18 protein-coding genes, 1 pseudogene and 1 other annotated feature are annotated in these 25,543 nt (G+C 48.6%); of the genes and pseudogenes, 15 read left to right on the top strand and 4 right to left on the bottom strand.

Annotated elements, in window-relative coordinates; genetic code table 11:
• The first annotated feature begins 1 nt into the window (after nt 1).
• The 10 genes and pseudogenes from gyrB to AB3Y94_RS08285 all read left to right on the top strand — a co-directional run bounded on the left by gyrB (nt 2) and on the right by AB3Y94_RS08285 (nt 13,923).
• A complete protein-coding gene (gyrB, locus tag AB3Y94_RS08330) occupies nt 2-1,945 on the top strand; it encodes a DNA topoisomerase (ATP-hydrolyzing) subunit B (protein ID WP_367295818.1) in 1,944 nt (647 codons plus the stop codon).
• A 31-nt stretch (nt 1,946-1,976) separates the two neighbouring features.
• Entirely contained in the window at nt 1,977-4,523 is a 2,547-nt protein-coding gene (gyrA, locus tag AB3Y94_RS08325; RefSeq protein ID WP_367295817.1) for a DNA gyrase subunit A, read from the top strand.
• Between the two features lie 339 nt (nt 4,524-4,862).
• Entirely contained in the window at nt 4,863-6,707 is a 1,845-nt protein-coding gene (locus AB3Y94_RS08320; RefSeq protein ID WP_367295816.1) for a BspA family leucine-rich repeat surface protein, read from the top strand.
• A 234-nt stretch (nt 6,708-6,941) separates the two neighbouring features.
• A complete protein-coding gene (locus tag AB3Y94_RS08315) occupies nt 6,942-9,092 on the top strand; it encodes a BspA family leucine-rich repeat surface protein (protein WP_367295815.1) in 2,151 nt (716 codons plus the stop codon).
• A 214-nt stretch (nt 9,093-9,306) separates the two neighbouring features.
• Nucleotides 9,307-9,772 (top strand): annotated as a pseudogene (gene tnpA / locus AB3Y94_RS08310) (IS200/IS605 family transposase).
• A gap of 302 nt (nt 9,773-10,074) precedes the next feature.
• A complete protein-coding gene (locus AB3Y94_RS08305) occupies nt 10,075-10,836 on the top strand; it encodes a helix-turn-helix domain-containing protein (protein WP_367295814.1) in 762 nt (253 codons plus the stop codon).
• Nucleotides 10,837-11,279: 443 nt separating this feature from the next.
• Entirely contained in the window at nt 11,280-11,576 is a 297-nt protein-coding gene (rpsF, locus tag AB3Y94_RS08300) for a 30S ribosomal protein S6 (RefSeq protein WP_125693240.1), read from the top strand.
• A gap of 40 nt (nt 11,577-11,616) precedes the next feature.
• Nucleotides 11,617-12,192: a single-stranded DNA-binding protein gene (ssb, locus tag AB3Y94_RS08295; RefSeq protein WP_367295813.1), complete on the top strand. Its 576-nt coding sequence runs from the start codon at nt 11,617-11,619 to the stop codon at nt 12,190-12,192.
• A 27-nt stretch (nt 12,193-12,219) separates the two neighbouring features.
• Nucleotides 12,220-12,459 (top strand): 30S ribosomal protein S18, encoded by a 240-nt coding sequence (gene rpsR / locus AB3Y94_RS08290; protein ID WP_048733694.1) that lies wholly within the window; start codon nt 12,220-12,222, stop codon nt 12,457-12,459.
• 354 nt (nt 12,460-12,813) lie between these two features.
• Nucleotides 12,814-13,923 (top strand): glycerol dehydrogenase, encoded by a 1,110-nt coding sequence (locus tag AB3Y94_RS08285; RefSeq protein WP_367295812.1) that lies wholly within the window; start codon nt 12,814-12,816, stop codon nt 13,921-13,923.
• A 78-nt stretch (nt 13,924-14,001) separates the two neighbouring features.
• Here the strand turns inward: AB3Y94_RS08285 and AB3Y94_RS08280 are convergent, their stop codons facing one another.
• Nucleotides 14,002-15,186, bottom strand: a complete 1,185-nt coding sequence (locus AB3Y94_RS08280) for an amidohydrolase family protein (RefSeq protein WP_367295811.1) — start codon at nt 15,184-15,186, stop codon at nt 14,002-14,004.
• 99 nt (nt 15,187-15,285) lie between these two features.
• Nucleotides 15,286-16,890, bottom strand: coding sequence for a peptide ABC transporter substrate-binding protein (locus AB3Y94_RS08275; RefSeq protein ID WP_367295810.1), 1,605 nt, complete (start codon nt 16,888-16,890; stop codon nt 15,286-15,288).
• 79 nt (nt 16,891-16,969) lie between these two features.
• Nucleotides 16,970-17,259: a binding site (T-box leader), on the bottom strand.
• 100 nt (nt 17,260-17,359) lie between these two features.
• Here AB3Y94_RS08275 and AB3Y94_RS08270 point away from each other — a divergent pair.
• Both AB3Y94_RS08270 and AB3Y94_RS08265 read left to right on the top strand, forming a co-directional pair.
• Entirely contained in the window at nt 17,360-17,698 is a 339-nt protein-coding gene (locus tag AB3Y94_RS08270) for a hypothetical protein (protein WP_367295809.1), read from the top strand.
• Between the two features lie 610 nt (nt 17,699-18,308).
• Nucleotides 18,309-18,773: a VOC family protein gene (locus tag AB3Y94_RS08265; protein WP_367295808.1), complete on the top strand. Its 465-nt coding sequence runs from the start codon at nt 18,309-18,311 to the stop codon at nt 18,771-18,773.
• A 117-nt stretch (nt 18,774-18,890) separates the two neighbouring features.
• Here the strand turns inward: AB3Y94_RS08265 and AB3Y94_RS08260 are convergent, their stop codons facing one another.
• Nucleotides 18,891-19,652: a MerR family transcriptional regulator gene (locus tag AB3Y94_RS08260; protein WP_367295807.1), complete on the bottom strand. Its 762-nt coding sequence runs from the start codon at nt 19,650-19,652 to the stop codon at nt 18,891-18,893.
• A 253-nt stretch (nt 19,653-19,905) separates the two neighbouring features.
• Here AB3Y94_RS08260 and AB3Y94_RS08255 point away from each other — a divergent pair, with 253 nt between their 5' ends.
• From AB3Y94_RS08255 to dnaB, 3 genes are all read left to right on the top strand, one after another.
• Nucleotides 19,906-21,921, top strand: coding sequence for a DHH family phosphoesterase (locus AB3Y94_RS08255; RefSeq protein WP_367295806.1), 2,016 nt, complete (start codon nt 19,906-19,908; stop codon nt 21,919-21,921).
• A 69-nt stretch (nt 21,922-21,990) separates the two neighbouring features.
• The gene (gene rplI, locus AB3Y94_RS08250) at nt 21,991-22,449 is read left to right on the top strand and encodes a 50S ribosomal protein L9 (RefSeq protein ID WP_367295805.1); all 459 of its coding nucleotides are present in this window, start codon (nt 21,991-21,993) and stop codon (nt 22,447-22,449) included.
• A gap of 156 nt (nt 22,450-22,605) precedes the next feature.
• Nucleotides 22,606-24,003 carry a replicative DNA helicase gene (dnaB, locus tag AB3Y94_RS08245; protein ID WP_367295804.1) on the top strand — a complete coding sequence of 466 codons (1,398 nt, stop codon included), beginning with the start codon at nt 22,606-22,608 and terminating at the stop codon, nt 24,001-24,003.
• Nucleotides 24,004-24,980: 977 nt separating this feature from the next.
• On the opposite strand, the gene AB3Y94_RS08240 is transcribed toward dnaB, so the two are convergent.
• Entirely contained in the window at nt 24,981-25,463 is a 483-nt protein-coding gene (locus tag AB3Y94_RS08240) for a GNAT family N-acetyltransferase (RefSeq protein ID WP_367295803.1), read from the bottom strand.
• Nucleotides 25,464-25,543 lie beyond the last annotated feature (80 nt).

The following is a 25,543-nucleotide window of genomic DNA, read 5'->3' as shown; positions in this document are numbered from 1 at the left end:
AGTGGCTAACGAACACGAAACCAAAGCAGAACGAGCTAGGGAATATGATGCCAGCCAAATTCAAGTCTTAGAGGGCTTGGAGGCTGTGCGGAAACGTCCCGGGATGTACATTGGCTCGACGAGTGCCCAAGGCCTGCACCACTTGGTCTGGGAAATTGTTGATAACGGGATCGACGAAGCCTTGGCGGGCTTTGCCAACGAAATTCACGTGACCGTTAACAAAGATAATAGTGTGACTGTAACTGATAACGGTCGGGGAATCCCCATCGATATTCAGAAAAAGACGGGGAAACCTGCCCTTGAAACGGTCTTCACGATCCTGCATGCCGGTGGGAAGTTCGGCGGTGGCGGTTACAAGGTCTCCGGTGGACTTCACGGGGTTGGTGCGTCTGTTGTTAACGCCCTGTCTACCGAATTGGATGCGCAAGTTATCCGGGATGGTAAGAAGTATGGTATGAAGTTCAAACGCGGTCACGTGGTCGAACCAATGCGCGTGATCGAAGAGGGACTTCCCATCGATGATCACGGGACCATTGTTCATTTCCTGCCGGATCCAGATATCTTCCGGGAAACGACGACGTTTGATATCAAAACGTTGACGACGCGGATTCGTGAGCTCGCTTTCTTGAACAAGGGTCTGCGCATCACCATTCGTGATGAACGCCCAGAAACGCCAACGGAAGACGATTTCCTCTATGAAGGTGGGATTCGCCACTACGTTGACTACTTAAACGAAAACAAAGAAACGTTGTTTGAACCACCAATTTACGTGGAAGGCCAAGAAAATGGCATTACCGTAGAAGTGGCGCTTCAATACACCGATGACTATCACAACAACCTGTTGACCTTTACCAACAACATCCACACCTACGAAGGTGGGACGCATGAGGAAGGGTTCAAACGGGCCTTGACGCGGGTCGTGAACGACTACGCTCGGCAAAACAAACTGATGAAGGACAACGAACCCAACTTAACTGGGGATGATGTTCGTGAAGGTTTGACGGCCGTCGTTTCTGTTAAGCATCCGGACCCTCAGTTTGAAGGTCAAACGAAGACTAAATTAGGGAACTCCGATGCACGAACCGCTGTGGATCACACGTTTGCTGACCACTTCATGCGTTACTTGATGGAACATCCTGACATTGCCCGCAAGGTTGTGGACAAGGGGACGTTGGCGTCTAAAGCGCGAGTAGCTGCTAAACGGGCGCGTGAAGTTACGCGGAAAAAGAGTGGGTTGGAAATTTCCAACCTTCCTGGTAAGTTGGCGGACAATACGTCTAAAGATCCAGCTATCTCTGAATTGTTCATTGTCGAAGGGGATTCTGCCGGTGGTTCTGCTAAGCAGGGACGTTCGCGGTTGACGCAAGCGATTTTGCCAATTCGGGGTAAGATTTTGAACGTTGAGAAGGCTTCGATGGATCGAATCTTGGCCAACGAAGAAATTCGGTCGATGTTTACGGCTATGGGAACTGGTTTTGGGAATGACTTTGATGTTTCTAAGGCTAATTATCACAAGCTGATCATCATGACCGATGCCGATGTCGATGGGGCTCATATTCGGACCTTATTGCTAACGTTGATCTATCGCTACATGCGGCCATTATTGGATGCCGGCTTCGTTTACATCGCTTGCCCACCGCTTTACCGGGTCCGGCAAGGTAAGATGCAACGGTACTTAGACACCGATGATGAATTGAAAGAACTCTTAGGACAATTACCACCAGCACCGAAGCCACAAATCCAACGGTACAAAGGGTTAGGGGAAATGGACGCGGAACAATTATGGGAAACGACCATGAATCCAGAAAACCGGCGGCTCTTACGAGTGGATGCCGAAGATGCTATCAACGCTGACCAAGTCTTTACCATGTTGATGGGAGACAAAGTGGCGCCACGGCGTCAGTTCATCGAAGATAATGCCACCTTCGCTGAGTTGGATGTTTAGTGTGTGTTAGGGAAGAACGGAGGGTAAAGATTTGGCTGATCAAGATTATTTAAGTCGGATTACCGACGTTGACCTTTCACAAACGATGCGGACATCCTTCTTGGATTACGCAATGAGCGTGATTGTTCAACGGGCGTTACCAGACGTGCGGGACGGGCTAAAACCCGTTCACCGTCGGATTTTATATGATATGCATGAACTGGGAATTACTCCCGACAAGCCATTCCGGAAATCAGCCCGGATGGTTGGGGATGTTCTTGGTAAGTATCACCCCCATGGTGACTCGGCCGTATACGAATCCATGGTACGGATGGCGCAAGACTTTTCGTACCGCTACATGCTGGTCGATGGTCATGGGAACTTTGGTTCCGTCGATGGTGACGGGGCCGCTGCCATGCGGTACACTGAAGCGCGGTTAAGTAAAATTGCGATGGAAATGCTGCGTGACATCAACAAAGATACAATCGATTTTCAAGATAACTATGACGGTAGTGAACGGGAACCCGTTGTGCTGCCATCACGGTTCCCGAACCTTTTGGTCAACGGGGCTTCCGGAATTGCCGTGGGGATGGCAACCAACATTCCACCTCATAACTTAACGGAAGTTATCAGTGCTTTGCACATCTTGATGGATAACCCTGATGCCAGCTTGGCTGAGTTGATGGAGGCCTTACCAGGTCCCGACTTCCCAACCGGTGGGATTGTTATGGGGAAGGCAGCCATTCGCCGGGCCTACGAGACCGGGAAGGGTACCATTACCTTGCGGGCTAAGGTCGACATTGAGGAAGAAAAGAACGGGAAGCAACGCATTGTGGCCACGGAAATTCCATACATGGTCAACAAAGCTAAGCTGATTGAACGAATTGCTGAACTGGCTCGGGACAAGCGAATTGAAGGCATCACGGATGTCAACGATGAAACCGACCGGACGGGGATGCGAATCGTCATTGATGTTCGTCGTGACGCCAGTGCCGAAGTTATTTTAAACAACTTATACAAAATGACTTTGATGCAGACCTCCTTTGGAATCAACATGTTGGCCATCGTTAACGGTGCGCCTAAGGTTCTGGGGTTAAAGGCCATCTTGCAGTACTACCTGGAATTCCAGCTGGAAGTTATTCGGCGGCGGACTGCCTTTGAATTACGGAAAGCTGAAGCTCGGGCCCACATCCTGGAAGGGTTGCGGATTGCCCTGGACCACATCGATGCCATTATTACCATCATCCGTCAGTCACAAACGGCGGAAGTGGCTAAGAATGAATTGATGACGCGTTACAGCCTGTCAGATAAGCAGTCGCAAGCTATTTTAGACATGCGGTTAGTTCGTTTGACCGGTTTGGAACGTGAAAAGGTCGAGAAAGAATACAATGAAGTAATGGCCAATATCAAGGATTACAAGGAAATCTTGGCGTCCAAGGATCGGCAACAAGCCATCATCTATCAAGAATTGTTAGATATTCAAAACAAGTTTGGTGACGCTCGCCGGACCGAATTAATGGTCGGCGAGGTGCTGAGCCTGGAAGACGAAGATTTGATTGCTGAAGAAGACGTTGTGGTCTCATTGACGCATAACGGCTACATTAAGCGATTGCCAACGTCTGAATTTAAGGCACAAAACCGTGGTGGTAAAGGGGTTCAAGGTATGGGTGTGCACGATGATGATTTCATCGAACACCTTGTAGCAACCTCCACTCACGATATGTTGTTGTTCTTTACGAACACGGGGAAGGTCTACCGGATGAAGGGGTACGAAATCCCTGAATACGGTCGGACTGCCAAGGGGATTCCTGTGATCAACTTGCTGGGAATCAACAACAACGAACACGTACAGGCCGTTATTAACGTCGCTAACCCTGGTGAAAACGAAGAAAGAGATATCTTCTTCACCACGGTACAAGGGACCGTTAAACGGACGCCTGTGGACGAATTTGCCAATATCCGGAGTAATGGTCTGAAAGCCATCAACTTAAAGGAAGATGACGAATTGATCGATGTGGACATCATTAATGGTGATGCTAACATGATTATTGGGACCCACTTGGGCTATGCGGTCAGCTTTGCCGCACAGGATGTCCGGTCGATGGGTCGGTCTGCAACCGGTGTCCGGGGGATTCGCCTACGGGACAGTGACTATGTCATTGGTGCCAGCGTGCTCAAACCAGACAGTCACGTGTTTGTCATTTCCGAAAAAGGTTATGGGAAGCAAACGGCTGCTAGCGAGTACCCAATCAAGGGGCGTGGCGGTAAAGGAATCAAGACCGTTAACGTGACCGAGAAGAACGGACCGTTAGCTGGATTGACCACCTTGGATGGTGACGAAGACTTGATGCTAGTCACCGATAAAGGTGTCATGATTCGGTTCAGTGGCGCCGACGTTTCCGAAACGGGACGGGCAACCTTAGGGGTTCACCTGATTCGTTTGGCCGATGATACGGCTGTGGCAACCATGGCTAAAGTCGACAAGGAAGACGACACGCCGGACGAAGCCGCGGATGAAAACGCTGCTAACGAGGAGGCACCGTCAACTGACGAAGCTACCCACGTTGCCCCAAATTCTGACGCACCAACAGAAGATTAAATAGCCTTGTAAAGGGACTTTACCAACTGGTAAGGTCCTTTTTTTGTGCGCATTTGAATAAAGATAGACGATGGACTTGAAAAAACTTGGTGGAGGAAGCGGGCGTTAAAGCTGACACTGGTCAACTTTGACGCTCTGGAAGTCGGCTGGTATTTGCAGAAAAGGCCAATTTTACAAGACGATTGGTTTTGGTGATATACCATTGCATGATTTCATCGATATTTGGCAAAATGAAAACATATGTTAATTATTAAATAGCATGTACTTTCCTTCACGACCATGTTATAGTGACGTTAGACAGATAGACGGATGTGTTACAAAAGTGAAAGGGGTATTACCATGAGTGCAAAGTTGGGGAACAGTTCAAAGCAAAAGTTGACAACCTTGGCATTACTAGGTGCCTTGGCAGGACTAGGCTACCAAATCGACGTTGCTCAGGCAGATACAACGGCAGCACCCGACCAGCAAGCACCTAAGGCGACGGTAACTTCACCGGTAACCAAGACTAATCAACTTCAAGACAAGTCAGTTACTCTGAATCATTCACAGGAGGAACCATCTCAAAATAAATCCGGTAACATCGAGAAATCACAACCAGTTGAAGAAACTGAACCGCAACCAGAAAAAACGCCAGTAGCACCAGCACCTCAGGCACCGGCTGCTCCTGAACAAACAGCCCCAGACAAAGTAACCACACCGGCTAAGCACGACGCACCACAGCCGGCTAATCTAGATGCTGTGCAACCACAACAATCAGTTGAATCAGCAAGAATGGCAGCACCAGTTGCCCCCGTTGAAGTTCAGACCGGCGTTTGGGGTACCAGTAAGTGGACGCTAAACGATCAGGGCACGATGACGATTTTTGCCGGGACGCTGGGCAGGGCGTTTAATCAATTTGACAGTACCAACGACAACATCTTTGGCGCTACGAAGGTGGTCTTTGATGGTACCGCGGGTAAAATTGTTTTGCCAGCTAACGCGAACTCTTTGTTTGCTAGTTTTGAAAAAGTGACCGCCTATGAAGGGTTGGACAACGTGGATACCAGTCAGGTCGCGATGATGAACAATCTCTTTGCTGAGAATTTGGCGCTGACCAGTATTGACCTCAGTAGCTGGGACTTCAGTCAAGTTTCTAACGTGAGTTATATGTTTGCTGGGCAATCACCAGCAATCTTGCAAGAGATGCAGTTAAAGAGTGTTAAATTAGGCAAGAGCTTCCATGCTGCTATCAATTTGACGGGGATGTTCCAGAACGCCACGAACTTGACCGACGTAGATTTTGCAAACTGGGACCTGAGTCATGCCCTGAATATTCAAAACATGTTAAGTGGAACTGGTTTTAGTACGTTAGATGTTAGCGGTTGGAACGTTGGTCACGTGACGGCTACGCGGGATGCTTTCTCCAATATGGCTAATTTGACTGCAATCAATCTGGGCGACTGGCAGACCGGTAAAGTGGGGAACGCGATTGGGATGTTTAGAAATGACCCACTATTGACGCAACTTAATTTAACCAACGTTGGTGGTCAATATATTACCAACCTGTTGGACGGAAACACCGGATTATCACAGCTCGTACTGGGACCGAACACCATACTGACCAATGATTACGGTAACGTGGCATTGCCGGCAGTTCCAGTCAATGATGACTATACGGGGCTCTGGCAATCGGTTGAAACGGGCGCCACTTACACCAGTGATGACTTAGTTGCGAGCTACGATGGTGCCACAATGGCTGGGACTTACGTTTGGCAGAAGACAACGCCTAAGCCAGTTACTCCAGTAGATCCTGGGACACCGGTAAATCCAAGTACACCAGATGTTGTGACGCCTGATCCAATTCCGGAAACACCAACAACGGATGTTGTTAATGGTGGGGATGCGGCTACTATTGACGACAGTGCAGCCGATACGGTCGCCTCTAAGAAGACCGTAAAAGCCACGGCAGCACCTACAGTTAAGGCATCCGGTCAGGCGGTCAAAGGAACCACTGCGGCGGTAGCATCAGCTACGACACCAACACCAACTGTAGTGTCAACGGCTGCTAAGGCAGTAGCACCACAAACGACGCAACAAGCGACACTGCCACAAACTGGGGAACAGAAGTCAAGTTGGTTGGCTGTAGTAGCCGGCGCTCTCAGCATGAGTTTGCTGGGTGCCCACTGGTTCAAACGACAAGCTTAATTAATAAGGATAATTTGTAAACCAGAAAGGCGTTGGAACTCTTGTTCCAACGCCTTTTTGATGTCAATTCAGACAGAGTGTTTCCCATGAAACATGGTTTGTAGAGGAAACTTATTCGACAATCAGTAAAACCGGTATTTAATTAGTGCGCATAGGTAGATTTTTCGCTGTTTCACGCTTATACTACGGTTAGACAGTTTAATCAATATGTAACAAAGTTGAGGGGGATTAATCATGACTAAAAAGTTGAGGAACACGACAAAGACAAGGTTGACAACCTTAGCAATTATGGGGGCCATCGCAGGGGTTGGCGTCCAAGCGAACACCGCTTATGCTGACACTAATGAAAGCGCCACCAACTCTGACAACCAAATCAGTGATTCAGCGGCCAATACGGCTAACTACACAACGAAGCAATCAGCGACATTAACTAGTTCACAGCCAAAACTAACTGACAAAGGATCTACACAGACGCCGGTGACTAAACCGACTAGCGATACCGCATCGAAAGCGGTGATTCAAGCGGCCGATAAGCCCGCCGCTACACCTGCTCAACCGGCAGATACAACTGGCAAATTGACACCCAAGCCAGTGGCACCGGTCACGACGGCGACACCCAAGAAAGTAATCAGTGAGGAGCAGCCTACGCCAAAGGTTGCTCAGGGTTACCGGGGCACGATGGCTCGAGCGATGGCACCCGTTGCACCAGCGAGTCTCGCGGATACAGCGGCAACGGCAGCTCCCACGATTGTTAAGACGGGGATGTCTGGGACCAGTAAATGGACGATGGATAGCGATGGTGTGATGACCTTTTATGCTGGTACGTTAGCCAACATCGGGCGGTATCATAGTGCTACCAAAGTGGTTTTTGACGGTAGTCAGGGTAAAGTTGTCCTGCCGGCAAACAGTATGATGCTGTTCTGGGACTGGGAGAACGTGACCGCGTTTGAGGGTATGGAAAACGTCGATGCCAGTCAAGTCAAGAACATGACGCAGATGTTCAGCCAGGACTTCGCCTTGAAGAGTTTGGATCTCAGTAGCTGGGACCTGAGTAACGTGACGGATATGACTGGCGCCTTCAGTGGCCGCTACTATGATCCAGAGACCGACACGCACTACAAGATGGGACTGGTTGACCTCAAATTAGGGACGACCACGAGTAACGTGACGACCATGGACTCGATGCTTTACAACGATGATGCTTTAACCACGGTCGATGCGGCTGACTGGGACGTTAGCAGTCTGACTTCAGCCGATTCGCTGTTTTATGGGACAGCCATTGCTAACTTGAACTTGTCTGGCTGGCAGACGAGTAAGTTGAAAACGTTGAGCAATGCCTTTGCAAGTATGCCAAATTTGGTGTCATTTGACGGGAGTAACTGGGATACCAGTAACGTCGTTATCTTCGTCCAGGCTTTTGAAGGTGATCCATTGCTGACGACGGCTAAGGTTAGTGACTGGGACGTTTCTGGCGGCAGTCAGTTCACCAGTATGTTCCACAACGATCCATCGTTGGCTACGCTGGACTTGAGCCAGTGGCACCCCACGATTAACTACATGATTCGGATGTTTGCTGGAGACACAGCTTTAACAAAATTGGACCTCTCTGGGTTTAACTTGGCGGCTGTGGACGGCGACCACGTCAATGAGGCTTTAGCTGATACGACTGGGTTGCAAGAATTAGTTTTAGGAACGAATACCCGTCTGGGGGACACCACGACTGGTAATGCGTTATTGCCAGATATCCCTGTGACAGACGTTTATACGGGCCTCTGGCAAGCAGTTGGAACCGGAACAGTTGATAAGCCTAACGGTGCCACCTTCACGAGTGCCCAACTCAATACCGCTTACGATGGTAGTACTATGGCGGACACGTACGTCTGGCAAAAAGTAGCGACGCCAACTGAACCCGACACTAATCCTAGTGGTGGGAGCAATACGGGGACGCCAACTGAACCAATAACGCCGACCCCAACGCCAGAACCAGGTACCAACGCTAACGAAGATGATAAGGCTTCCGGCGGTAGTGGTGCTAATGTAGGTGGTACAACGACTAAAAAAGCGACAAGCAAGACGCCGGTTAAGCGGACTAAGACGAGTCAGCCCAAAGTTGTGACGAGTGGGTCAGCCGACAAGATGAGCAACCGGACTGTTGGTCAGGTCGCAACTGTGAACGGTTCAGTAGCTGCAAAGGTGGGTCATGGTACGCAGCAGCCAGGTCAGCAACTGGCTGCACAACCAAAGTCATCGTCAACTGCGATGCAGCAACAGTCGGCCACAACCTTACCACAAACCAATGAACAAAAGTCGAGCTGGGTTGCCGTATTAGCGGGCTTCCTGGGACTAAGTTTGTTGAGTATTCATTGGTTTAAGCGGCAAGATTAGAAAAAATGGATTTAGTAGGGCAATCATCCTGAAATTGGGGTGATTGTCCTTTTAGTAGTGCCTTTAGGCCCAGTTGAGCACGCTAAAGCGTGCGAAACAAAAACCCACCCGCTATGCGGGCGGATAATAGATCGGTTGTACCAAAAAGCCCTCCATAAGAATTAGAATGTAGGTGTCGAAGCCAACATTGCTAAATCGAAAGGGGACTTTTCAAATGGCGAATAAACTCAACAGTCTTGCGCACACAAAGTGGTTATGCAAGTACCATATCGTATTCACTCCAAAGTAATAGGAGAAAGATGATTTATAATCAATATCGACGTGACTTACAGGAGGATATTCGACTTTTATGCCAGTATAAAGGTGTCAAGATTTTGGAAGGTCATATGATGCCAGATCATGCTCATCTCCTGGTAAGTATCCCACCCAAGCTCAGTGTGTCGAGCTTTATGGGATATTTAAAGGGAAAAAGTGCGTTGATGATGTTTGACCAGCATGCAAATTTGAAATATAAATTTGGAAATCGACATTTCTGGTCAATCGGATACTACGTGAGCACGGTGGGCTTGAACGAAGCCACCATCAAAAAATATATTCGTGATCAAGAAAAAAGTGATCAGGCGGTGGATAGACTCAGCGTTCGGGAGTATGAAGACCCCTTCAAGGGTCAGGGTAAGTAATACAAACGCCGCTTAAAGCGGCAGCAAAAGTGGCAAACGCAATTTGGCTTTGACACACAAAAGCCAGCGCCTTGAGACGCTGGCCAGTATCCAGGGCTTATAGCCCTCGAGAAAACCACCCGTTCAACGGGTGGTTTTTATTTTGTGGTTAATTTTTGGGGCGGGGATGAAACTCGTTTTACGATTAAATTTGTATTTGATATTTTCTTTATTGTAAATGGTTTAACGGGTTTACTTTGTTAGTGGAATTTGCTACCCTGAGAGTAACTTATTTACGGATGAAAGTGGGGGCGATGGGCGTCATGGCAGATGATTTGGCACGGGCTGGTCAGCTACTGGGTCGCGGTTTGCGAGCGCGACGGTTGGAGCTAGGGATTGCACAGAACGTTTTGGCGGCAGGTCTGTGTGCCCAGTCGCTGATTAATAAAATTGAGCAGGGGCAGATGCCCAATCCAATTCTGTTAACTCAGCTCTGTGAACGTTTGCGGTTACCGATGCAGCAAGCGGTGCGTCAGAACTATCTGATTCGTCGTCAGCCAACGTTTAGCCGCAAGGTCCACAAGTTATACCAGGCCGGTCGCTTCGCTGAAGTGGTGGCTTATATGGACGCTGCCGACCTGCTTCCCACACTAAAAACGGACGAGGACTTAAAGACCTATTATTACTACTATGGGTGGGCCCTCTACCAGGTGACTCATGAGGCGCCTGGTGCATTGCGATGCGTTCGAACGGCATTGACGATGATGGTGCCCCAACGGCCAAGCCAGTACCGGTCGTTGGAAGTTTTATTGATTGCGCTGGAAAACTACTTGGTGGCGGACCACCAGCCCGGAAACTTTGCTGGTTTTGAGCGCGCACTAGCCATTATGCGGACGAAGCGGGTCATGGATCCTGATGAAAATTTAAATGCCATTTTCTATCGGTATGCGCAGGTCCTGCTGCAGCAAGGTCAGGTCGACCAGGCTGTTCGGATTATTAGTGAAGGGGTCAACTGGGCTGTGTCCCACGATTCACATTATCTGTTAGCAGACGACTATACCTTGTTGGCACAGGCTTATCTCTAAGCTCATCAAAGGATGGTCGTCGCGCAAAGTTAGGATAGACGTGGACTAACGAGAAGTTCCGCAGCACCCGTTTCGGTGATTATTAAGTGAAAAGACGGTCACAGGTGTCTGGGATGTTCTCGGACGTTTTTTTGATGGTGCGGTAGCTAAGCAGACGGTTAAGCAATTTTCCGACGATGTTGCCACGGGCGGGTCCTCATTTGGCAGGATTTAAGGAAGAGGAAAATTAATTGGTAGAAACTTTCAATTCCTTCAAAAAAACTACGATAACTTTGCGTAGTTAATCCTTGTAACGTCAGCAACACCCGTCGGTCGGCCCCGATTTGCTTAACTGCTACGTTTATGCTATACTACTAGCTTGTGAGTATCTGGCTTACGCTAGTGTCTCTCCTTGCTTCCGCATTGCAGCGGGGGCCTGAAGTCCATAAGGAGGTGTAACATTCATGGAATCTACTAAATACGAAATCACCTACATCATTCGTCCAGATCTTGACGATGCTGCGAAGACCGCTCTGGTTGAACGCTTCGACAAGGTGCTGACTGATAACGGTGCAGATATGATCAGTTCAAAAGACTGGTCAAAGCGTCGGTTCGCCTACGAAATTGGCGGCTTTAACGAAGGTATTTACCATATCAACCTGATTAACGCTACTGATGACGCAGCCTTGAACGAATTCGACCGTTTGGCTAAGATCAACGACAGTATCTTACGTCACATGATCGTTAAGCGCGAAGACTAAATTCAAAAATAATTTTATCTAGAGAGGGAGTTATTCAGCAATGATCAACCAAGTAGTACTTACTGGCCGACTGACACGGGATGTTGACTTACGTTACACCCAAAGCGGTGCTGCTGTTGCCACATTCACGCTGGCCGTTGATCGGCGGTTCACCAACCAACAAGGTGAACGGGAAGCTGATTTCGTAAGTTGCGTCATTTGGCGTAAATCCGCGGAAAACTTTGCTAACTTTATGCACAAAGGTTCTCTTTGTGGGATTGAAGGACGCATCCAGACCCGGAATTATGAAAATCAACAAGGCCAACGTGTTTACGTGACCGAAGTTGTCGTTGAGAACTTTTCGTTCTTGGAACCCCGTTCGAGCAATCGTAACGCGGGTGGCAACGCCGGTAGTAATTACAATGGTGGTTCCGCGAATAACGCTCCTCAAAATCAGAATCAAAATGCCAATCCGTACACGAGTGGGAATCCGACACCGTCGGCCTCATCCGCCCCTACGAACTCGAATCCTAATCCGGTTAATAACAACCAAGGTAATGCTGGGAACAACACAGCTGATCCGTTTGCGAACTCCGGCGATTCAATTGACATTTCCGATGATGATTTACCGTTCTAATCTCAAATAACGAGGAGGGAAATTCTCATGGCAGGACAACGTCGTGGCGGCCGTCGCCGTCGGAAGGTTGACTTTATTGCAGCCAACCACATCGAATACATTGATTACAAGGATACTGACTTATTACGTCGGTTCATCTCTGAACGGGGTAAGATCTTACCTCGCCGGGTTACTGGTACTAGTGCCAAGAACCAACGGAAGTTAACCATCGCTATCAAGCGTTCACGGATTATGGGCTTAATGCCTTTCGTCAGTGAAGAAGGTTAATAAAGAATTAGACCTAACTACAGCAATGTAGCGGGTCTTTTTTTTTGCTCTCTTTTGTGATTGTGAATTAGTAATCCCTTTATGTAGCCTGTTTTCAGAAAAATTCACAAGAAAAGAAAACGGGAATTGGCCAAAACTTTCACAAGATATCTTACTTGCACCCTTAACTAAATCGGGGCATACTCTGGTCATAAGCTTAATCACAGGCCAGGATTAGGTCAGTAAACCATGGGGGAGACGTCCACCCGTAACTACTGGAATCTCACGGTAAGCGCGATTCATATGGCGAATTACCTGTTCATTCACACTTTGTTGATTAGAATGGAACCTTTCTTAAGGATGGAGGTATTTTCAATGATTACGGCATTTGCAAGTCCTTCGACATACGTTCAGGGTGATCAGTTACTACAGCACGCGGCGCGGTACATCGCACCATTTGGCGACCATGGGCTCTTGATTGCGGATGATATTGTTTGGAAACTGATTGGTGAACGGTTCTACCAATACCTGACCGCTGATGGATTGGAAATCGAACACATTTCGTTTAACGGGGAAAGTTCACCGGAAGAAATTGAGCGGATTCAGGATATCGGTGAGCAAAAGGATGCCAAGTTCGTCATCGCTCTCGGTGGTGGAAAGACTAATGATACGACCAAGGCTGTTGGCGACCGGCTTCACGTACCAGTGGTTATTGTGCCAACGCTGGCTTCGAATGACTCGCCTTGTACCCGATTGAGTGTGATTTACTCCGCTAGCGGGGAATTCCTGAAGTACCAATTCTACGACAAGAATCCGGATTTAGTTCTGGTTGATTCCTCCGTGATTGCGGGTGCGCCAGTTCGGTTCCTAATTGATGGCATTGCCGATGCATTATCGACTAACGTGGAAGCACAGACTGTGGCGCGGGCCCGGGCGACAACGTTACTCCCATTGCAGACGGACCAGACGGCAGCCGGAATCGCATTGGCTGAAAAGTGTGAAGAATTGCTGTTTAAATACACGGATCAAGCGGTGGCGGCTGCTCAGGACCACGTAGTGACGCCAGCGTTGTCACACATCATTGAGGCCAACATTCTATTGAGTGGGGTCGGTGCCGAAAGTTCCGGTTTAGCGGCCGCGCACAGTTTTCAAAACGGGTTGACCGCGCTGTCCGGTGACGTGCATAAGCTCTCGCACGGGCAAAAGGTCTCCTTCGGAACGTTAGTCAACCTAGTCCTGGAAGGGGCGACTGACGACCAGTTCCGGCGTTACCTGGAGTTTGAGGCGGCATTGGGCCTGCCAACCACTTTGGCCGACCTCCACTTGGAAAACGTGAGTGATGAAGACCTGTTAAAAGTGGCCACGTTGACTACTCAAAAGGGCGAGACCATTCATAACATGGGCTTCCCCGTAACACCGCGGGACGTTCTGGCAGCCATTAAGGCAACCGATAGTCTGTCACGGAAGATGCAAGGATTGGGCTAATTAGAGGCAAGCATTAAAAAAGCAATGCGTCAGCACTGGGGTCGGATCCCATGCGAACGCATTGCTTTTTAACGAGGTTTAGAACTCGCGGTGACCACCAAGGTAGACTTGTTTGTCTGCCTGAACCACATTGGCGGTGTCAGCGAGGGGGTCCTTCTTAAGGACTTGGAAGTCGGCGAATTTGCCAACCTCAAGGGTGCCATATTCATCGGCAACTCCCAATAACTTAGGGGAATTCAACGTCGAGCACTGGTAGGCTTCGGCATTGGTCATCCCTAGCTTGGTGAGCAAACCGAATTCCTCGGGCGTTTTATCGAAGCCGTTGTAAGGTGTCCCGGCGTCGGTCCCGCAGGTGAATTTAACGCCTAACTTGAAGGCTCGCTTCATGTTAACGTAGGTATCGTCTAAGGCGTCGGCGGCCTTTTTTACTTCCCAGTCAGGGAGGTCACCGTTACCAAATTCTGGGATGACCCATTCGGCAATCAACGTTGGCGTGAGGTAGGTGCCCTGGTTGACCATTTGTTTGGCTTCAGATTCGTTGACGTAGAAGCCATGCTCGATAGAATCAACGCCCGCATCCAAAGCATTTTGGATACCAGGGTTCCCTTCGGCGTGAGCAGCAACGACGCGACGCTTATGGTGGGCCTCTTCAACGGCCACGTGCATTTCGGCTACGGATAATTGAGCGTCTTCCATGAAATCGTTAGGGGTCATGACGCCACCAGTGGCCATGACTTTGACACTCTCAGCACCGTTCTTAAAGGCGGTTCGAACGGCCTTTCGCATCTCATCGGGTGAGTCAACGGCGTGCCCACCAGTTGCGGAATCACCGTGGCCACCGGTCATCGAGAAGGCCTTGCCGGAGGTCAACATCCGGGGAGTGTGTGGGAGCTGACCGGTTTTCTGCAGACGCTTGAGTTTCACGTCAACGTCGTAATCGTTCCCGCAGCCCCGGACATAGGTTACACCGGACTTTAAGAGTGCTTGGAGGTTGGTCCAGGCAAAGACGGAGACTTCAGATTCAGAGTTGTGACTGCCGTTCAGTGCTAAAGGATTGGCTGAAACGTGGGTGTGAACGTTGAAGAACCCTGGCATGACGTACTGACCGCCTAAATCAACCTGTTCATCGGCCTCAGCGGGCGTGCCCTGACCGCGGTCGACTAATTTACCCGTTTCCGTGTCGACGGTGAACCAGGCGTCGGCTTCATTCTGATCGGTGGTACCATCAAATAAGGTGAAGTTAAAGAAAGTTTTTTTGCTCATATGCGTTTCCTCCTATATATTAAGTAACTCGTTTCGTTAGCATCGTTTGGTTGTTAGTGGAAGTATTGGTGGTTATGATCATGTTGCTAGTGGAATCGTTTATTTCCAGTAAGCGTATTGGTATTTAGCATCGTGCAGGAGCGTGTAGGTCAGACCGCCCACCTTGCTGGAGACCAACTTAGCTTCTGAAGGTTGGTAAACGGGGATGTAGCCCTTGACCGCCATCAACCGCTTATCGGCAGCCATTAGACCGTTGTAGCGTGCCAAACCAGTCTTACTGTTGGCGTCGTTCAGCAATTCGTTGAATTGATCATCGTTCCAGCCGGTGAAGTTCACGGTGTTGGTCTTGGCGGCTAGGCTGAGGTAGTCGGAGGCGTCAAGCCAACTGCTGGACCAGCCGGTAAGGTTCAGCTCAAAGGTGCCGGCAAAGTCGCGGGCAACGTGTTGGGCGTGAGGGATTGAGGTCACATTGACCGTCAGGCCCTTGAAATTCTTCTGCATAACGGATTGTAGGTAGGTACCAACGTGCTTGTCATCGTCGGTATCATCGGTCAGAAGGTTCAACGTGGCCTTAGTCTTACCAGTTTCCTTGAGGTATTTGGCCCAGTATTCCTTGGCCTTGGTGACATCTTGAGGTAACAGGTTCCCAACCTGAGCGGCCATATCTTGGCCAGTCTTAGGATTAGCTTGATCACCACGAGGGACGGCGCTGAGGGCTGGTTTAGAGCCATCTTGAAGCACTTTCTTAGTCAACGTTGATCGGCTCATGACGAGTGAAACAGCTTGACGTAGGTTTTCTGAATCCGTTGCTTTTTTCTTACTGTTGACATAGAGGTATTGCAACCGGCCCAACAGGTGAGTGTGAAGTTGCTTGTCGTTGGCGTTGGCCCGGACGTACTGGCCGCTAACCGTGGTTTCCTGAATCTTACCGCTCTTAAAAAGATTAGAGGCGGTGCTTTCATCTTTGGTGACGGATACAGCGACTTTCTTGATTTTGACGTTTTGGGCGTTCCAGTAATGGGTGTTCTTCACGTAGGTCCATGAGGAATTACTCCCAGTCCAGCCAGCCAGCTTGTAGGCGCCATTGCTGACGGTCTTAGCAGCGCTAGTCCCGTACTTCTGCCCATATTTCTTAACGGCGTCGGTGTTCAGTGGGTAGTAGCCGGCGACTAAGTCATCAAAGTAGGGAACGGCCTTGCTTAATTGAAATTGGAGCTTGGTTTTGCTTAAAGCCTTGACCCCTAATTTATCGGGAGTGAGGGTACCCTTCTGGACGGCATCGTAGTTTTTAAAGGCACTTAGAAGACTGGCATATTGAGCCTTGGTCTTAGGGTCGACCCACCGTTGCATGGAAGTTACGAAGTCCTGGGCGGTAACTGGCTGGCCGTTGGACCACTTGGCGTTCTTACGTAACGTGAACGTGTAGGTTTTGCCGTTGTTGGTGGGTTTAACCATCTTGGTGGCAACCCCGGCAGTTAATTTGCCGGCTTTGTTATAGGTATAGAGCCCCTCCATTGTTTGGGTGATGACGTTACCACTGTTGGTATCGGTCGACTTGTTCGGGTCGGCGGTGGCGGGTTCACTGGCCAGCGTGACGTTTAGCGTTTTGTTCTTGTTGGTCGTGTTACCGGATGCTTGACCACAGGCACTGAGGGTGACGAGTAATAATAAAGATGCGGGCATTGCCCAAACTGAATGTTTCATGTGAAACAACCTCCTAGATTCAATTGATTAGAAGTGATTAGCGGGGAAATAAAAAGCACCCCTACAGAAAATGTTTCTCTGTAAGGGTGCAGTTCGCACGGTACCACCTTAGTTTTTGCTACTCAAAAAGTAGCCTTATCTATGAACGGCGGGCTCCTAGAGGACGAGCCTCAAAAGCTAGGAACTTTTGGGAAACGACCACTCCCGCGATTCACTGCATTGATAACGGATGCTTCCGGTATAAACTTACTTGAATTTCAGCTAACAGCTCCGAAGGGATGTTCGTGCTAAGAATCTTGACCCGCTCTCACTTAACCGGGCTCGCTGACAAGATCGTTCAGCACTACTGGACTTCATCATCACTTTTTAATTTTCTAATCAATTGTTAATAATTGCTAGTTTAGCACCGAAATTTGTTTTGTCAACGGCGAATTTGAAAAAAAGACGTAAAATTTTCAGTGGTGATTAGTTGAGAGAAGATGGTGGGGATGATTGGGTGGTGTGGGATAAATATGATATTGGTAGTAATGTAAGCGGTGACAAGCGGTGGCTAATTTGGCAGATCATTCACTGGATAATTAAATTGTTTTGGGAGTTAGTAAAATTTACTTCTAACGATTGTTGTCAGTATTTTCAGGCTGGCTACCCGGTAAAACCGGCCCAAAGCGGTTGTAAAATGAGAAAGTTGGCAGATATTGATGGTAAAATAGTGATTAGCAAAAACGAGGCTGGGAAAAATTCCGACCTCGTATTTATACCCTATAATGTAAGAAATTTTGGTAGACGATTGGGTTTAGTCGTTGCCTGATTCATGCCAATGACGAAAGCATACCCAATTGGCAATCTCGACAGCAATCGCCACGCTGACAATTAGGATGATAATCGTGAAGACAATGCTGATGTTGTCACTTACTAGGAGGGGACCCATTAGTCGGCCCAATAATATAAAAAGGGCAAAGCAAGTGATTAGAAAGGTGGGTAACCAAATGATTAAACGCATGAGTAAGCTAAGGATAAGGCTAACCTCCTGACTGATTGGAAATCAAGCTTAGCATAGGAAAACTGAGGAGACAAGAAGAATAACGCTAGCATAATTGAATAAATATGGCGCATTACACAGCTAATATTTATACATGTTAATGGATCGTTATTAATCGCGGTCAGCTGGATGGAATCGGTGCGTTTATCAACTAAACAGGTGAGATATCAGACTGAATAGCTTTGTTTCACATGAAACATCAGAGCCTGATTAGGGAATAGTAAGTGTTTAAAGGCAGTGATTGATGAGCGATATGAATAAAAGTATCAGTTGCGGCCGCCACTAGATTGCGAACAATAAATTATTCAAGCCCCTTTACTACCATCTCACTGAGAAGATTGCTAAACTTAGGACATTCATAGTCAGGAGATGGTTATTTATGCAATCGAGAATTATTCCCAGCTTTGCCTTTGAAAGTGCCAAGGAGGCCTTGGCCTATTACCAAACGGTCTTTGGTGCCACGGATGTCTATCGTTTTAGCCCCCAACCAGAACAGGCCAAACAGTTTCATCTACCAGTAGATGCCGAACTAGAGAGTCTGACGATTCATGCCGGATTTACAGTCCTAGGCATGAGCTTTCAGTGTGCCGATAGTTTTCGGGGCCCGGTTCAGTCGTCTAATCAGGTGGATATGATCTTGGATATTAATGGTGACGATGCCGCTAGTGTTCAGGCAGCGGACGCTTTTTATCAACGGTTGGTTGCCTCAGGTGAAGTGACCGTTGATATGCCATATGAGGAGCAGTTCTGGGGTGGTAAGATGGGCCATTTCACTGACAAGTACGGCATTTCTTGGATGCTCCATGTGATGCCTTGGAGCCAAATCAAGGATCCCAATCAATAAACCGGTTTTGATTCGTAATATTAGAAAGTTTACCAAGAAACCAGCGGCCATGACATTTTCTCATGGCCGCTGGTTTCTGTAGTAGATTAAAAAAGGGTTGACGTGTGGTGATTCGAGTTATGCTGTAAACCGGTTGATCACGGCCACTAATGTAGCTGCCGCATTAGGCAAGCCGACCCGTTGATTGTAGTAGTCGGCAAAACGGGAATCGTGTGAGTACATTTGAGCCAAGCCACGGTGAGCAGCCGGTGAGTAGTTGTTCCACGTGAAACACAACCATTTCCGATGGCACTCGTAGACTCGCTGAGCGGCTTCGCTCGTGAGGTCACCCGTTGTGGCGACCGTTTTGAGAGCGACAAATAGCTCAGCCTCGGTGGCCTGCATGTCGCAATACTCGGTTTCACTTAGATTAGCAAACCGTTGTTGGCTAGCTGTGACGGTTGCTTTTCCATATAGTTGACGGGCTTCTGTGCCAAAGGCCTGCTCGTTGTCGGCGAGTTGCTCCTGTTTAAAGGTGGCAAATTTTTCTGAATCAGTCATCTGAGGACCTCCGTTACGGGCCGCTAGGGTGCGGTCCAGCGTATTCAGCAAGGTAGTGAGGTGATCACGCTTTGCGGCCAACTGGGCCCGTTGCGTAGCTAATGCGGCTGTTTGGACGGTACGGGGCTGGCTGAGCAGTTGTTGAATGGTGGTCAGCTCGAAGCCAAACGTTTGAAAGTAACGAATCAATTGGAGCCGGTCTACGGCGCTCGCATCGTATTCACGGTAGCCATTATGAACGTTGCGATTAGCGGGTAACAGCTTGATTTGATCATAGTAGCGTAGGGTCCGAGTGCTGACGCCAGCTAAACTGGCTAACTGTTGAATGCTGTAGGTCATGGTGACCACCTCCTGTCTTGCTTGTAATCTACTATAGTGGTTGACGTAACGTCAAGGTCAACTGGGAATTTTTAATCATGCCCAAACTCTTGCCGTGCCCGTCATGACGCGGTTTATTACGTAGGACGGGTTTGTCATTACCAGCGAGTGTGATAAAATAAGGTTATTATTTGACACTTTTTGATCCCGTGAGTTTTTGCCCGGCATGGGTGGGTCAAAATATCTTTTCCAGATGAATCAGATGAGGAGCAAAATGAATAAATTATTTTCACGAGCAAATGTGCCTGAGTTCTTACAGAACCGGCGCTTGCGAGGCATTGCAATGATGACTGCCATACTGGCAATTCTCGGCATTGTGCTCTCGTTTCTGCTCAATTGGATTTTTGGGATCGTCGTTTTAGTTCTGGTGGGAATCGCAACGCTGATAGCATTTAATACTATGGCGGAAATTGGTGCCGATACGACGCAGTACATCTCTGACCTGTCCTTTCGAATTCAGCAGGGTGAGCAGGAAGCACTGCTACGGATGCCACCTGGTGTGATTATTCTCGGGGAAAACGATCAGATTGAATGGGTCAATCCTTACCTGCAACACTACTTTGGTGACCAGGACGTTTTGAACCGCACGATTGGGGCGGTTGATACGGACTTGGCAAAGCTGGTGGAAGGTGCGGAGCCCCAGACCATGACGACCGTGAAATGGCGGGATAAACGTTTCACGATGTACGTTCAACCAGATTTTCATGCGATTTATTTGTATGACATCACCCATTACCAATTGATTCAGGAACAGTACGATAATGAGAAAATTGCGATTGGGCAGATCTTCCTGGATAACTATGATGAAGTCACACAGTCAATGACCGACCAAGACATTTCTAACCTGAGAAATTATGTCACGAATGAATTGTCGGCGTGGGTCCAGCAATTTGATATGTACCTCAAACAATTGGATGATGACCACTACTTCATTCTGGCCTATGCTAAATCATTGGCTGGGATTGAAGCGGATAAGTTTAAAATTTTGGACACCATTCGCGAGAGTACGTCGAAGCAAAACTTCCCTCTGACCTTGAGTATGGGGATTGCGTACGGCGACCCTAACTTGAATAAACTGGCCGATCAAGCTCAGAGTAATCTGGACTTGGCCCTCGGTCGGGGTGGGGATCAGGTCGTGGTGAAAGCCGCTGACCAGGAAGCCCGCTACTATGGTGGTAAGACGAATCCGATGGAGAAACGGACGCGGGTTCGGGCCCGGATGATTTCGCAAGCACTGCAGGAATTGATGAATGAATCCGACCAAATCTTTGTTCAGGGACACACCCAACCGGATATGGATTCGTTGGGAGCTTGCTTAGGGATTCGGCGGATTGCGAAGATGAATAATAAGAAGGCGTGGATTGTCCTCGACAAAGAGACTGTTCATTCCGACGTGCAACGGTTGCTGGATAACTTGAAAGAATATCCAGATGTCGATGCCGCCATTATTTCACCGGAAGAAGCCCTGGAGAAGGCGACCGATCAGAGTATGTTGCTGATGGTTGACCATTCCAAGGCATCGATTTCCATTTCGTCTGAACTGTATCACCGCCTGGAAAACCGGGTCATGATTATTGACCATCACCGTCGTGGTGAAGAGTTCCCTGAGAACCCATTGTTGGTCTACATTGAACCGTACGCTAGCTCTACGTGTGAGCTGATTACCGAAATGTTTGAGTATCAGTCACAAGAGGGTGAACCAATCAACAAGCTGGAAGCCACTGCGATGCTGACAGGGATTTTCGTCGACACCAAGCACTTCTCGTTGCGGACTGGGACGCGGACGTTCGATGCTGCCAGTTACTTGCGGTCTGCTGGAGCTGACGCGATTCAAATGCAACAGTATATGAAGGAAAACGTCGACAGTTACCTGCAACGCAATCACTTAATTGAAATGGTCGAGTTTATCAATGAAGACATGGCACTGATCGCCGGTGAAGAGGACCAAACCTACGATCCCGTTACTGCCGCTCAGGCTGCCGATGACCTGTTGAACATGTCGGGTGTCGATGCGTCATTTGTCATTACGCGTCGGGCCGATGGTCGGGTAGGTATTTCTGCTCGGTCGCTGGGTGAAATTAACGTACAATTGTCCATGGAAGCGATGGGCGGTGGTGGTCACCTGTCGAACGCAGCCACGCAAATCAGCGACAAGACAGTGGCTGAGGTCAAGCAGCAGCTGATTGATATTTTAAATCATAGTGATGAGCCGGAGGAAGCGACGACTTAGTTAATTGCTAAACGCGTCGTCTTAGCGTAGGATTAATATTATAGTTGGAATAAGTGAGGAGTGAGCGACGTGAAAGTTATTTTTATCAAGGACGTTCGCGGTAAGGGTAAGCGTGGGGAAATCAAGAATGTTCCCGATGGCTACGCCCAAAACTTCCTGATCAAACGGGGGTTGGCTAAGGAAGCCAACCAATCCGCGATGAGTCAGTTGAGTGCCGAACGCAAAGCTGAACAACGGCGGGACGCCGAAGAATTGGCAGAAGCCAAGGACTTACAAAAGAAGCTGGAAGCCGACAAGACGGTTGTTGAAATCGTGGCTAAGGCGGGGGAAGACGACCGGTTATTTGGGTCCATTCCTAGTAAGCAGATTGTTCAAGCACTGCAAAAGCAATTTGATTTAAAGATCGACAAGCGCAAGGTCGAACTCCCAGAACCTATCCGGTCTTTGGGCTTCACGAACGTGCCGGTTAAGCTGCACAGCAACGTCACCGCGAAGATTCGGGTTCACGTGGTTGCTAAGCAAAAATAAATATTTCAAAAGCCGTCCTATCAGGGCGGCTTTTTTCATGGTACCAGCCGTCAGTGGGGTAACTTATATTTCCCCCATCCTAGCTTACATGGTAAAATGTAAGTTCAGAAGTCCGTTGCGGCAGACAAAATTGAGTTAAGAGGTAATCAGTTAAGCATGGATAACAACGTTCTCACAGATCACACACCACCACAGAACCTCGATGCCGAAAAGGCCGTCCTTGGGGCGATCTTTTTGAGTACCGACGCATTGGTGGATGCCATGGAATATCTGTCCCCGGAAGACTTCTACCGCCGGGAACATCAGATTATCTTTCAGGCCATGATCGACCTGAACGACCGTGATGAAGCCATTGATGTGGTGACCATCACCGACCGATTGACGGCGAAAAACGAGCTGGACGACGTCGGTGGTGTGACCTACATTGCTGAGTTAGCGGGTTCCGTGCCCACCGCGGCCAACGCCACCTACTACGCTAAGATTGTTCAAGAAAAGGCCATTTTACGGCGGCTGATTCAGACAGCCACGAACATTGCAACGCAGGGTTATCAACAGGACGAAGACGTTTCGGACCTGTTAGATAATGCTGAACGAGATATCATGAGTGTGGCGGAAACGCGGAACCAATCGGGGTTCAAGCCTATTCGTGATGTTTTAAATAACTCATTTGAAGAGATCAATAAGCTTTCCGAACAGGGTGACGTGATTACCGGGTTATCTACCGGTTACGCCGAACTGGATAAGATGACGACGGGGTTGCACGACGACGAATTAATGATTCTCGCCGCGCGGCCAGCCGTTGGGAAGACTGCGTTTGCCTTGAACATTGCGCAAAACGTGGGGACTAAGACCGATAAAACTGTGGCAATTTTTAGTCTGGAAATGAGTGCGGAATCGTTGGTCAACCGAATGTTGTGTGCGGAAGGTTCCATCGATGCCAACCATTTACGGACTGGTCAGTTGTCCGAGGATGAATGGCAAAACCTGATTGTGGCTATGGGCAGTCTGGCCAAGGCCAACATTTATATCGACGATACGGCCGGGAATAAGATTACTGAAATTCGGGCTAAGTGTCGGCGGTTAGCAAAAGAAAAGGGTAACCTGGGGTTAATCGTAATCGATTACCTGCAGCTGATTGAAGGAACCAACCACGAGAGTCGGCAACAAGAAGTTTCCGATATTTCGCGGCAATTGAAGAAGTTAGCTAAGGAACTGCACGTGCCAGTTATTGCGTTGTCCCAGCTCTCACGGGGAGTGGAACAGCGGCAAGACAAGCGCCCAGTTCTATCTGATATTCGTGAATCCGGATCGATCGAACAAGATGCCGATATCGTTTCGTTCCTGTACCGTGATGATTATTACGAACGGGAAGGCGACGAAGACGGCGGTGGCAGTGACAACAACAGTGACCCACGTGAAGAGGGCGACCAAGACGTCGGTGAGGTTGAAGTCATTATTGAAAAGAACCGGTCGGGTCCTCGAGGCACGGTCAAATTACTTTTCGTCAAATCGTTCAACAAGTTCTCCTCGGTGGCTTATACGCCGGAAGGGTAAGAGTGTGGAGCAAGGCGCTTAGGTCCTGAGCATTAACGTCGCCAAGTGCCGGACCGGTGGAACCGGTCTGGTGCTTGGCGGTGTTAAGCGCAGGGACCTGCCTTGCAGAGCACGTTTCAGAAGCCGCCAAGAACGGAATACAAAATGAGTGTATGGGAAATAAGGTCCCTGTTCGGCATGGCCGGACAGAGACCTTATTTTTGCTAAGCGGAGGGGTCTGGCTGACGGCGCACGTTTCGGAAGCCGCCAGGGCAGGGGTATTGAGGCGAAGTCTGGTGCTTGGCGGTGTTAAGCGCAGGGACCTGCCTTGCAGAGCACGTTTCGGAAGCCGCCAAGAACGGAATACAAAATGAGTGTATGGGAAATAAGGTCCCTGTTTGGCATGGCCGGACAGGGACCTTATTTTTGCTAAGCGGAGGAGTCTGGCTGACGGCGCACGTTTCAGCCATCAAAAGGAACTAGACCGAGATGAAATTGATCTGGTGCATAGATTGCTGTATAAAGTGTTATATGCTGTATAAATTAAAATCAAACGTATGAATTGGGCGAAATATGACTAAAATAGTGATGCCACAAAACCCTGCTCCCCGTAAGGAAATAACGTCTTAAATAGTGACTATGCGCAAAATTCATAAGAGTGTGCCAGAAAGTTCACACTTTCATCATATTTTCCAATTATTATATGAAGCATAGAAGTTAACCAGTAGGTTGCTTCTACCAAAGATTAACAATCTTTTTTCATGTACTCCTCCTCCCCTGGAATAATGAAAAAATAGTTAACGTCATTCTTATATAGTGACGTTACCCCTACTCCGATGACCATCGCTTTCCCCGAGCGGTGGTTTTTTATTTGCCGATTAGTTATCGACTGATAAATAAAAAAAGGCCTGAGACATTTGTCTCAGGCCTTTTGCGCTCCGAAGATATCTGGTTAAAATGTGTGCCAGGTCGTAGGCACACGTTCCTTTTGGAAAAAATTAGCTTTTAATGAGTGATTTAACGTAGAAACGATCCATTGTTTGATGTACCGCGGTTTTTAAAGGTTCAGGGACCAATTGGTAGTGCATTTCCTCATAAAGGTGCATGGCCGGTTTCAATGCATGGTGGGTCTCTAGATACATTTGTTGGTAGCCGGCCTCACGGGCCATGACTTCGACCGTCCGGACCAAACGGTAACCCACACCTTGCCCCTTAGCGGTGTCAGCCAGGTACAGCTTCTGAAGCTCCGCGATGCCTTGATCAGGGAGGTATTCGGCAAAACCGCCACCGCCGAGAATTTCACCAGTATCGTCGAGCGCGACTAGGTAGTCACGCCCAGCTTGTTGGTAGAAGTCGCTGAGGTGTTCAAGGTCGTCGAAGTAAGCGGTCCCCGGGATGTCTAATCCGTTGGCTTTAAGGTTGCCACGTAGGATTTTAGCTAACGCAGGATTGTCGGTTGGTTGGATAAGTCGAAATTGCATGGTGAAGCCTCACTTTCTCAATGAATTCAACTTTTACTCTAGCATAGTTCGTAGCTGAATAGGGTGTTTAGGCAAAATAA

This window comes from Levilactobacillus yonginensis, assembly GCF_964065165.1.
In the GTDB taxonomy this organism is placed as follows: Bacteria; Bacillota; Bacilli; order Lactobacillales; family Lactobacillaceae; genus Levilactobacillus; species Levilactobacillus yonginensis_A.
The sequence above is the reverse complement of the archived record's forward strand: the minus strand, read 5'-3'. Positions and strand labels throughout refer to the sequence as shown.